The 9,459-nt window shown below is 62.8% G+C and carries 16 protein-coding genes; 11 read left to right on the plus strand and 5 right to left on the minus strand.

Annotated elements, in window-relative coordinates:
* Window positions 1-205 (plus strand): hypothetical protein (locus tag KBY72_RS13060; protein ID WP_254993765.1); only part of this gene is annotated, 205 nt, incomplete at its 5' end.
* Window positions 206-269: 64 nt separating this feature from the next.
* Here KBY72_RS13060 and KBY72_RS13065 read toward each other — a convergent pair.
* From KBY72_RS13065 to KBY72_RS13075, 3 genes are all read right to left on the minus strand, one after another.
* On the minus strand, window positions 270-482 hold the full coding sequence (locus KBY72_RS13065) for a hypothetical protein (protein ID WP_254961534.1): 213 nt from the start codon (window positions 480-482) through the stop codon (window positions 270-272).
* 130 nt (window positions 483-612) lie between these two features.
* Entirely contained in the window at window positions 613-915 is a 303-nt protein-coding gene (locus KBY72_RS13070; protein ID WP_254961537.1) for a hypothetical protein, read from the minus strand.
* A 13-nt stretch (window positions 916-928) separates the two neighbouring features.
* Entirely contained in the window at window positions 929-1,180 is a 252-nt protein-coding gene (locus KBY72_RS13075) for a DUF2811 domain-containing protein (RefSeq protein ID WP_254961538.1), read from the minus strand.
* 470 nt (window positions 1,181-1,650) lie between these two features.
* On the opposite strand from KBY72_RS13075, the gene KBY72_RS13080 reads away from it, so the two are divergent.
* The 4 genes from KBY72_RS13080 (at window position 1,651) to KBY72_RS13095 (ending at window position 3,832) form a co-directional block, all read left to right on the plus strand.
* The gene (locus KBY72_RS13080; protein ID WP_254932043.1) at window positions 1,651-2,565 is read left to right on the plus strand and encodes a major capsid protein; all 915 of its coding nucleotides are present in this window, start codon (window positions 1,651-1,653) and stop codon (window positions 2,563-2,565) included.
* Window positions 2,566-2,791: 226 nt separating this feature from the next.
* Window positions 2,792-3,148, plus strand: a complete 357-nt coding sequence (locus KBY72_RS13085) for a thermonuclease family protein (RefSeq protein ID WP_254961539.1) — start codon at window positions 2,792-2,794, stop codon at window positions 3,146-3,148.
* A 54-nt stretch (window positions 3,149-3,202) separates the two neighbouring features.
* Entirely contained in the window at window positions 3,203-3,379 is a 177-nt protein-coding gene (locus tag KBY72_RS13090; protein WP_254961540.1) for a hypothetical protein, read from the plus strand.
* Window positions 3,380-3,469: 90 nt separating this feature from the next.
* Window positions 3,470-3,832: an AbrB family transcriptional regulator gene (locus KBY72_RS13095; RefSeq protein WP_254961541.1), complete on the plus strand. Its 363-nt coding sequence runs from the start codon at window positions 3,470-3,472 to the stop codon at window positions 3,830-3,832.
* A 207-nt stretch (window positions 3,833-4,039) separates the two neighbouring features.
* Here KBY72_RS13095 and KBY72_RS13100 read toward each other — a convergent pair whose 3' ends face one another.
* Window positions 4,040-4,342 carry a hypothetical protein gene (locus tag KBY72_RS13100; protein WP_254961542.1) on the minus strand — a complete coding sequence of 101 codons (303 nt, stop codon included), beginning with the start codon at window positions 4,340-4,342 and terminating at the stop codon, window positions 4,040-4,042.
* A 44-nt stretch (window positions 4,343-4,386) separates the two neighbouring features.
* Here KBY72_RS13100 and KBY72_RS13105 point away from each other — a divergent pair, with 44 nt between their 5' ends.
* Window positions 4,387-4,554 (plus strand): AbrB family transcriptional regulator, encoded by a 168-nt coding sequence (locus tag KBY72_RS13105; protein WP_254993766.1) that lies wholly within the window; start codon window positions 4,387-4,389, stop codon window positions 4,552-4,554.
* A gap of 24 nt (window positions 4,555-4,578) precedes the next feature.
* On the opposite strand, the gene KBY72_RS13110 is transcribed toward KBY72_RS13105, so the two are convergent.
* Window positions 4,579-5,196: a hypothetical protein gene (locus KBY72_RS13110; protein WP_254961544.1), complete on the minus strand. Its 618-nt coding sequence runs from the start codon at window positions 5,194-5,196 to the stop codon at window positions 4,579-4,581.
* Window positions 5,197-5,551: 355 nt separating this feature from the next.
* On the opposite strand from KBY72_RS13110, the gene KBY72_RS13115 reads away from it, so the two are divergent.
* From KBY72_RS13115 to KBY72_RS13135, 5 genes are all read left to right on the plus strand, one after another.
* Window positions 5,552-7,417, plus strand: coding sequence for an AAA family ATPase (locus tag KBY72_RS13115; protein ID WP_254961545.1), 1,866 nt, complete (start codon window positions 5,552-5,554; stop codon window positions 7,415-7,417).
* A gap of 9 nt (window positions 7,418-7,426) precedes the next feature.
* A complete protein-coding gene (locus tag KBY72_RS13120) occupies window positions 7,427-7,804 on the plus strand; it encodes a WYL domain-containing protein (protein ID WP_254961546.1) in 378 nt (125 codons plus the stop codon).
* Between the two features lie 106 nt (window positions 7,805-7,910).
* Entirely contained in the window at window positions 7,911-8,165 is a 255-nt protein-coding gene (locus tag KBY72_RS13125) for an antitoxin (RefSeq protein ID WP_254961547.1), read from the plus strand.
* Window positions 8,162-8,569, plus strand: a complete 408-nt coding sequence (locus tag KBY72_RS13130) for a type II toxin-antitoxin system VapC family toxin (protein ID WP_254961548.1) — start codon at window positions 8,162-8,164, stop codon at window positions 8,567-8,569. The genes KBY72_RS13125 and KBY72_RS13130 overlap by 4 nt, the downstream gene beginning before the upstream one ends.
* 184 nt (window positions 8,570-8,753) lie before the next feature.
* A partial coding sequence (locus KBY72_RS13135; RefSeq protein ID WP_254993767.1) for a hypothetical protein occupies window positions 8,754-9,459 on the plus strand: 706 nt, incomplete at its 3' end.

Consider the following 9,459-nt stretch of genomic DNA (forward strand, 5'->3'; position numbering starts at 1 on the left):
ACTCGGAGGCTCCATCCACTACGCCGTGTTCTTCTCAGGCTCATTGGGCGATGGCATCGAGATGGTGCAGGCCCTTGATGAGGCCCATGCCATGGATATCGTCCTGGCCCAGCACCCTGACGCTCAAGTGAAGGCCGTTCCGGCCGCTTCAATCGAGGGCATCAACAAGCACCGCCTTCTGTTTTCTTGGCTGGAGTCGCTGTAAGGCCCAGTGGCCAAAGGCCAGCAATGGTTGGGCGAGAGAGCTCACGCTCGTTGGCCCCGGTTGCTCAGAGCACGATCACTCGGGCGGCTGACCCCCAGATCAGCTGCTGATTGCGGGCCAGTAGCAGGGCCTGCTCACGCGGCAGACAGTGGGGATCGGCGCAGATCTGACCCTCGCCATCGAGGAACATGTGCCGCGCCGTAGTGCTGCTCTTGGCGGCTAGGCGGAACGAGATCAAGCGGATCGGGCAGGCCGGCTCAACGGGACTGGTGGCCATGGCGGTGTGACAAGCAGGACGCGACCACCTCGCCCCGGTGCTGCCTCGGCCCCTCAGACGAGCAGCCAAGGGGCAACCTGCGGAGAGTCTGTTGCTGCTGCTTCCGCCAGAGATGGCAGCTCCCTGGGCCTTAGCCCAACGGCCTGATCTGCATGATCGCCGCGCGCAGCTCGAACCTATTGAGACTTGGCCACCAGCGGAAAGGCAGGAGCTGGTTGTCCTGCAGCACCACCCCATTCACCCGCTGACAGACGCTGTCCCAGCGCCAGTCCACTAGAGCCGCTCCAGCAGCGGTATGCAGCGGCAGCAGCTGCTCCAACCGCCGGCGCAGGAAGGAAGGCCGCAACCGGTCGCAGCACTGCCCCACCAGCTGGTGCTGGCTGCGTCGTTGCCGGATGCGTAGGGCGGCCAGGCTTGCAATGGGAATCACCACGTCGCCAGCTCCATCAGGTGCGTGAGATCGGCCGCGCCGCAGTAGCCGGATCGCGCTGGAACAAACCGTCGAGGTAGTGGCGGCTCACGGCCCGGTCCTTGCAGCCGTGCTGGAACAGGAAGCCAGCAAGCGCTGCCTGCAGCAGGCGGTACTGGTCCCAATTGGGATGGCTGCTGATGAATTCCCGCATCGCCTGGTACAGGTCCTCCGGGAACTCATTAACGACGCTCACGTGGACCGGGAGGTGGCCTGGGATCTGGCTCATGCGTTCATCACGGCAGTGCACCCATCAAGTCACGAGCACCGCAGCGGCGTCAAAGCAGCAAAACCAGTCCGACAAGGCCGTGTCTCTCCGTGAGAAGCGAGGCCTGAACTGCCTTCCTGGCGGCTTGCTGTTCCTCTTGGGCTGGCCAAAATTCCCCACTGCCGCCGGTCAAGAGGAGAGGGCTTTTCCACAGCCGGTGCTGCACTGCTGGCGCCAGCAGCGGGCTCTTGCGCGTTCAACCTGTGGAAAAGTCGCCTTTTATGGCGGGAAACCGCTGAATGCGGGGGAAAAACCCATAGCTCAGCAGCCCTGATCGATTCGCCCGCGCTCCTGCAGCAATACCAATCGGGTTTAGCGAAACACCAGCTCCTGCCTGATCCCCAACTCACAAGCGCCCATTCCCACCATCCAACGGTCCAGCCGCGACCTGGCAACAGCTGCTGTTGTCACTGGGGCAAGGCCCCGGGAGAGTGCCCTTGGGCCTGACCTTGATCGAGGCGCAGAAGTATGCCCGCCGCGCTGAACAGCTGGCGGTGCTCAAGACCTTTGCCGAGGGGGAGCTGCTGCGCCGCCTGCCCTTCCGCAATCTTGTCGGTGGCTCTTTGAGCTTCCCGGCTGAAACCAAGCTTCCTCGTGTTGGCTTCCGGGCAGTGAATGAGGGCTACCGCCAGAGCTACGGGGTGATCAACTCCGATTCGGAGTTTGTGCACCTATTTGGTGGTGATCTCGATGTAGACCGCTCGATCGTTGATCTGCAGGGCCCCGAGGCCCGTGCTGCCCAGACCGAGATGAAGGTGCGCTCCATGCGCCTCACACTTGAGGCGGCGATCATCAATGGCGATGACACCTTTGATCCGCGTGCCTTCAACGGGCTGAGCAAGCGGCTGGCACCTGGAGACGAGCAGACAATCGACAACGGCGGCAGCACGCTCAACCTGCTGGCGCTTGAGGCATTGAGCGACAGCGTGATCGGCTACGGCGGCGACAAGGTGCTGATCGCCAGTAAGGCCGCCCGCCGCCAGATCAGCACCGCCTCCCGTCAGGCCGGCGGCGAGCTGTATGAGGTGATCGACGGCCGCCACTATTTCGAGGGGATCGAGATCCTGCTGGTGGAGGAGGACGCCGAGGGCCATGCCGTCCTCGGTTACGACGAACCAGCTGGCACCACCTCCATCTACTGCTGCGTGCTGGGTGATGCGGCGGTCTGCGGTCTGCAGGGACCGTTTGAGGGCAGGTATGGCATTGCGGTGCGTGATTTCGGGGAGGTGCATGACGCACCGGTGTTCCGCACGCGGGTGGATTGGTACGTGGGCTTTGCCGTCTGCAACCGCAAGGCAGCGGCCCGCCTCTACAACGTGGCGCCCATGCCGCTGGTGCTGCCCTAAGCGCCAGCACTAACCCCGGAGGACTGCCCAGAACCACACATTCATTCCCCATAGGAGCCCTATCCATGACCACCCAAGCCACCCGGCTGCTCGATGCCCAGACGGTGCTCGTCGGCTGGATTAACCATTCGGCAACCGACTGCTACGAACACAGCCGCAGCAGCGGCTCCCTGTCGGGCGCGAGGTCAGCCTCGAGGTCAAGACCACCGATCGCTATGGCCGTTCGGTGGCCGAGGTGATCTCAGAGATCAACATCAATTTGGCGCTGGTGGAAGACGGCCAAGCCTTTGCCTACCGCCAGTACCTCAGTGGGTGTAACGCCAAGGAGTATCTGGACGCTGAATACCGTGCCAGCCGGCGGCGCTATGGGGTCTGGCAGGTGGAAGGCGGCATCACCCGGCCTTGGGACTTCAGGCGAGGTCGCCGCTCAGCCGTCATCCCTGATGGCACCACCCCGGGGGGCCGCCGTTACCGGTGCAGTGAGATCAACTCCTATGAGCGCGCCCAAGAGCTGCTGCGCCAGGGGCATAACTACCTGGACGGAAATGATGATGGAGAGGCCTGCGAAATGTTGCGGCGCTGAACAGCCAACAACAAGCAGCTGAGGCAAGCTGATAGGTGGCTGCAGATCAAAGGAATGCCACGCCTGCGTTACCGGCAGAACCCATTACCGCTTGGCCCAGATGCTCCAGCTGCTGAGCTCTATGGGCCAGAGCAAGCCAACCCGCCTGGTTTGCAAGTAATGGAGCAAGGCAAGCTCGCCGTGGTGCCGCTCTGCCCCTTGTTTGCAGATACGCCAAAAGCAGAAGGCTGATCATTAGTCAAATCAAGGGCTTTTCTTTCGCTTGATCCCACTGGACAACCTGTGGGGAATTGGTACTTTCAAGGAAATTCCATTGAATTCATGCTTACCGGATCCGAATTGCTCGCCAAGGTCAAGGAGCTAGGCGATGTCTCCAAGTCCGAACTCGTGCGCGAATGCGGCTATGTGAGTACCAAAAAAGATGGCACGGAGCGGCTTAACTTCACGGCGTTCTATGAGGCCCTGCTGGGCGCTAAGGGTGTGAACCTCGGCACCGATAGCGCCGGCCGGGGTAAGGGTGGCCGCAGCCTTAGCTATGTCGCAACTGTTCAGGGCAATGGCAATCTGCTGGTGGGCAAGGCCTACACCGCCATGCTCGACCTCAAGCCAGGCGATGAGTTTGAGATCAAGCTGGGCCGTAAGCAGATCAAACTTATTCCCCTAGGCAGCACAGAAGAGGAGTGAGCAGCTGCTAGGCGGCTGCTAGTGAGCATTTGTTGCGCGAATGCAGCCGCCTGCTGTGATCTCTTGCACAGTGAATGCAGGCGCCAGAGAGTTAGGTGCCGGCATGAGCGCCTGTACTCCCTTGCCCGGCCGCTCCAGAAACCCCCGCTCACCCTGGGGGGTTTCTGTTGTCACCCAGCAGGGGTAGTGCTCCTGGAGGCTTGATTCTCAGCGCGGCAACGGACAGAGCAACGGTCCCGGCACGCGGCAGGTGCGCCAGTCGCCGTTGCTGCTGCTTACCTCCACCCCAATCCAGCTGGTGGGATGGTCAGGCTCACTAAGGAGTCCAATCCATTCGATGGCATCAGCGATGGCGTCATCAAGGGAGTCGTACTCACCGTCGAGCTGACCGTGAGGCTGGCATCTGCCGTCGATGAGGCGGTAGCTGCGCTCGCTGGGCTGGTATGCCTTGCGATATCGAGCTGTGGCTCCGCTTGCCTGCATATTTTTTTCTTCTAGAAGCATCACCATGGCCAGCAGCAGGGGGACCTTGCTGTATCGAGCGGAACCTTTTGATGTGTCGTTACAGCTGCTATTCAATCGCGGCTCAGATTTACGCCGCCAAACTGGGTCTGGAGCCTGGCGATGCGTTCGAAATCAAGCTGGGCTGCATGCAGATCGAGCTGCTTGCCCTGGCTGCCGTAGAGAAGAGAGCTGACAAGCAGTTGCTCTTGGTCGACTAGGCCGGCAACTGGCTGAGTTAGTCATCAGATTCGCCACCAAGGCCAGCGCAAGGACCGCTGCCACCTCTGCGGAGCAGGGCTTTCTGCCTGAGGCAACGGCACCCCCTGGCCGCCCCACCACTGCACCAGCTGGCGTAGTGGTTGCTGGCTGGCCTCTCCCCTGCATAGCAGTAACCACAACGCTTCCACCAGCGGGTTGAGCGGCCGCAGCGGCACCAGGCCTGCACCACGCCAGGGGGTAATCGTCAGCAAGGTGAGATCAGCGGGCAGCAGCAATGGCGCAGCCACCAGCTGCTCCAACCAGCGGCCCGGATCAGCGGAGCTGCAGGGGTAGAGCGGCAGCTGGCCGCTGTGCTCCAGAAGCTGATGCAGGCAGGGCTGGTGATCGCGGGGCGGCAGCAGGTAGCCCTGCGGCGGCCAGCGGCGCTTCCCTCCGGCTCCCTTTTGAGCGCCACCACCGCTAGGCCCCGGTGCGGAATTGCCACTGGATTCAAGAGAAGGGCTGTGGAGCAGCAGCAGGGGCCGGCGGCCGAGGGGAATCGCCTCTACAGCTGAGTTGCGGAAGTCAGGCACAAACGCGGCCGGGGTTTGGCATGAATCGCCCGCCACGCTCACAAGCACCGCATCCACACTGCCGGCCACCAGGCGCCGCGCCCACTGAGTTGGCGTGCGGAAGGCAACCTGGGGCCTGATTAACGGATCAACGCTCTCCAGTAATGGGAGGTGCAGAGGATCGCCGGCAGTACGCAGCGGTTGCTTGCAACCAGCACTACCAGCTGGGAACCAGCCGTTAGATATCCAGTCGATAGCAGTACCAGCTCCTGGAGCTGTACGAATAGTCGATCAGTTTGCGTACATCGATAGGGCAACAGTTGCACAAAACAAACCAGGACGAACGCTGCTAATTGGACATTGGCGTTAGAGCATTGAATTGGGTTTTGTTCATAACACCGCAATGGCAGCAGTAATTGGAAATCATCCTCTGCGTTTTCACTTAATGATCGGTGCTGCGCGTAGCGGCAAGAGCACGGCAGCGCGCATTTTGGCCGCACAACTGCAGTGCGCTTTTGGCCAAGAATTGCGTTACATCTCCAGTAGTCAGATCCGCCAGGAGCTCTACGGCGATAGCGCCATCCTCGGCCGTTGGCCGGAGGTGGAAGCGGTGATCCATGAACAACTGCTGGCAGCAATCGCTGCCGGTGAGTCGGTGATCCTGGAAGCCAGCTACGTGCGCCGCGCCTTCCGCCTAGCGATCACCCAGGCGTTGCCCCTGCCGGTACCGGTGCAGTGGATCGGCTGGTGGCTTGACACGCCGGTGGCCCAGTGCCTGGCCTGGAACCGGCAGGGCCCCAATCCATTGCCGGAAGGGGTGATTCGGCGCCATTGCGCCCAGCTACTGCAGGCGGCGCCTGTTCCCCACCGGCAGGAGGGTTTTGCAGCAGTGGTGCGGCTACAGCCGGCTCAAGGCGTGGCTTTGGAGGAGCTGATCACCGCGGAGCTTGGGCGGCTGGATGTTTGCGTGCGGCGCGGTGCTAATCGCGATGCCGCCTACCGGCTGCACGGCTACTCCCGCCTGCTGGATCTTGAGCGGCTGCTTTACCTGATCAAGCTGCTTAGCGAGCACCCGAAACTAACCGCGACGAACTCTGCTGCCGCAGAGGAGGTGGATGGTGAGCTCGAGCAGTTGCTCGCGCCCCTGCCAGCCGGTGGGCTGGAGCAGCAGGCAGCAGCTCTGCTGGCCCGGCTGCATGGCGCTTGTTACGGGGATGCCGCAGCGGTCATGGCTGATCTGCAGTGGCTGGATCAATGCGGCTTTTCCTCTCGCTGGCTGGCCCAAAGCGAGCTAGCGCTACCGGCGATCGAGCCGCCGCCCTGGCCTGAGCGTTGCGCCCGTCCCTGCAGCGGCCTGCCGCGTCTGGCCGATCGCGAGTTCTTTACGCGGGTGTTCACCGTGCTGCGGCACCTGCTGCGCAATCCGCACGATCTGCAGAGCGGCGAGCTGATAGCCGAGCATCTGGCCCACAGCCTCGATAGCGCCACCGGCCAAAGCTGGACTGCTCGCCAGGTCAATGCCGCCCTTAATGAGACGCTGACGCCCTATGGCTTCCGGTTGCCGTATCGCAGTGGTCGCAAGGGCTACGGCCTCGGTGCAGCCCTGCTGAGCCTGCCGGAATTGCGAGAGGTAAGCGAACTGCTGGCGCTGCAGGCTGAGCACCTGGGCGATAGCCGTGCAGCGGCGATCAGCACTGCACTGCAGCAACGTCTGATGTGCATCGATGGCGCCAGCTCCGGCCCGCCGCAGCGCCGCTGGCTGTTGACCACACCCCCGCCACTGGCAACTCAAGCCCGGGGCGGCAAGGGTTCAGCCGCCGCTGCTCCTGCAGCGTCTACTGCCGGAGCTCAGCTTGAGCTCATAGAAGCAGCAATCCGCCAGCGGCAGCGGCTGCTGCTCTGCCACAGCCGTAGCAGCCACAGGCAGGGCAGCCAAGCTCAGGGCAGCCAAGCGGAAGCGGTATGGCCAGTGCAGCTGCTGCTCCACGGCAGCCGCTGGTGGCTTTTGATCGAGCACGACAGCATCGGCCAGCCCCAGGGGCTGCTGCGCTGTCTGGAGCTGGAGGCGGTGCATGTCTTTCAGCGGGAGCAGCGGCGCGGACGCTCTGTTGAGCGTCATTGCGCAGCGATCGCGCGCGCCCAGCTGCTGGAGCAGTGTTGCGGCGGGCTCTGCTTTGGCAACGACCTGCCATCCCAACTCGCCCACAGTCATCCCCCAGTGGATGGTGCTCGGCCCCAACTGGCCTCGTTGCGCCTGCGCTGCAGTCCAGCAGTGATGGCCGACATCCGGCGTGAGCTGGATCGTTTCTAGCCGTCGGCTGTGCGGTTTGCGGCTGCCCTGCCGGGCGACAGCTGGGGCAGGACAGAGCGTGGCAGCAAAGGTCTGCGAGCCGGTGACGACCCGCACTATCCCTATCCGGTAGAGGTGGATCTGCCGGCCTGGGTGCTGGAGCAGGACCAGGAGCTGCGGCGCTGGCTGTTCAGCTATGGCGCCGGAATCCATCTGGAGGCGCCCAGTGAACTGGTGGCTGAGCTGCGCTGCTGGCACCAGGCTGCGCTGCAGACCTACCGGGCCAAAGGGCATGAGGTCGATGGGACGATCGTGAAAACTGGTGGGCTGTTGCTCAAGGGTGCGCCCAGCGGTGGTGCGCAAGCGTTTTGCGACCACCTCCTCTTCCATGACAGCCGGTGGAGGTAGGCAGCGGGCCCGGTAGCTGATCGGATGCAAAGACTCAGGGCCTCCTTGTGGCCGCCGATCAAAGATCGCTGTCTACACTATGGCGTACACACGTGAGGATTGATCTGTGGAGGTCCTGCCCAGCCGCGTGTTCATGAATGGCAACAGCCAGGCGGTGCGCATTCCCGCTGAGTTTCGCCTCAGCAGTGACCGGGTGCAGATCAGCCGCACCCCGAACGGGGATCTGCTGATTCACCCCTGTCCAAGCCAGCGGGGCCAGGCCTTGCTGCAGACGCTCAGTGGATTTGACGCCGACTTTGTGGAGGTGCTGGAGCAACAGCAGGCAGACAAGTTGCCGGTGCAGGACCGAGAGGCCTTGTGATCTACCTGCTCGACACCAACATCCTCATCTACCTGAGCAAGAACCGTCCGCCCCAGGTGGCCGAGCGCATTGATGCCCTCAGCGACGAGGAGAGCATCGCCATGTCATTCATCACCTGGGCTGAGCTGTTGCGCGGAGCAGAGGGCAGCCAGCGGCGGGAGGCCACCTTGCAGCAGCTGGAGGCCCTGAGGCGGCTGGTGCCGGTGCTGTATCCCGCTGGACCTGGGATCTGCGAGCACTACGCCATTCAGGCCACCGCCCTGAAGCGCAAAGCCACTCCGATCGGCGCCAACGATCTCTGGATCGCCTGTCACGCTCTGGCCATCGGCGCCACTGTCGTGAGCCACAACGTCAGTGAGTTCAGCCGGATCGAGGGGCTGCCGCTGGTGGACTGGGCCGCCTGATGCGGCCCGCGGCTGTTGCTTGGTTGCGGCAGGTCATGGGCACTGGCGATCACCCCACCCGGTCTGCCCCGGTGCCAGCCCAGCCATTGCCGCAACCCTCTTTCCCTGCCGCTGGGCTTTCCTGCGACAGCTCTCTGGTGATCATTGCCCAGCAGGCCAAGCTGGTAGTGGGTTATATGCAGCCATGGCCCAGCAGAACAATGGATGCGGTATCGGTTGCGGTGGCCTGCTGGCTTTGCTGGCCCTGGGGTTTGTACTGGCCTACTGGCATTTCTTTCTGATTGCGGCCGTGCTGGTGGCAGCTATCACAGCGGTTGTCTATGCCGCTCTGCTCCACAACCAGCAACAGCTCAAGCTGCTCATGCAACAGGTGGAACAACGTTTTCGCCATGACCCCTGCGTGGTTCAGCAGCGGTTTGGGGCAATCGACGCTCTCAACGTGGCCGGTGATCTCTACAGCCCCAGGATCAATGTGGTGTGCCGCACGCTTGACTCAGATAGCAACTATCGCCATTCGAGCGTTATCTCCACCAGCATCAGCCCGCCGGGGGAGCGCAGCCGGTTGCGGGCAGCCAGCGGTGTTACCACCTGGCTGCAGAGCGCTGGGATCAGCCTGCTCGATGACCTCTCGGTAGAGGCCAAGGCGGTGCGCGCTGCCATGGCTTGCCTCAAGGAGCGCCATTGGACCGCCGATGCGCTCACCAAGCTGGCTGGGCTGACGTCAGCGCTGGTGGAAACACTGGAGAAAGCAGAGGGCAATGAATTGCTCGAATCGGCGATTCCCCAGTTGCAGCAAGCGCTGACTGCCTTTGAGGCGGAGGAGTACAAGCTGCAGCAGGCCCATGCCAGCGCTGCCGAGATGCTGCGCAAGCTCAATGACTTCCTAAGCG

The organism is Cyanobium sp. BA5m-21 (genome assembly GCF_024346235.1).
Taxonomy (GTDB): Bacteria; Cyanobacteriota; Cyanobacteriia; order PCC-6307; family Cyanobiaceae; genus Cyanobium_A; species Cyanobium_A usitatum.

What these genes read in the sequence shown, in the direction of transcription:
- KBY72_RS13075 (WP_254961538.1), bottom strand. Translation starts at nt 1,180, where the DNA reads ATGAGCCAGATCCCAGGCCACCTCCCGGTCCACGTGAGCGTCGTTAAT.
- KBY72_RS13100 (WP_254961542.1), bottom strand. Translation starts at nt 4,342, where the DNA reads ATGGTGATGCTTCTAGAAGAAAAAAATATGCAGGCAAGCGGAGCCACA.
- KBY72_RS13065 (WP_254961534.1), bottom strand. Translation starts at nt 482, where the DNA reads ATGGCCACCAGTCCCGTTGAGCCGGCCTGCCCGATCCGCTTGATCTCG.
- KBY72_RS13090 (WP_254961540.1), top strand. Translation starts at nt 3,203, where the DNA reads ATGCCACGCCTGCGTTACCGGCAGAACCCATTACCGCTTGGCCCAGAT.
- KBY72_RS13115 (WP_254961545.1), top strand. Translation starts at nt 5,552, where the DNA reads ATGATCGGTGCTGCGCGTAGCGGCAAGAGCACGGCAGCGCGCATTTTG.
- KBY72_RS13105 (WP_254993766.1), top strand. Translation starts at nt 4,387, where the DNA reads ATGTGTCGTTACAGCTGCTATTCAATCGCGGCTCAGATTTACGCCGCC.
- KBY72_RS13095 (WP_254961541.1), top strand. Translation starts at nt 3,470, where the DNA reads ATGCTTACCGGATCCGAATTGCTCGCCAAGGTCAAGGAGCTAGGCGAT.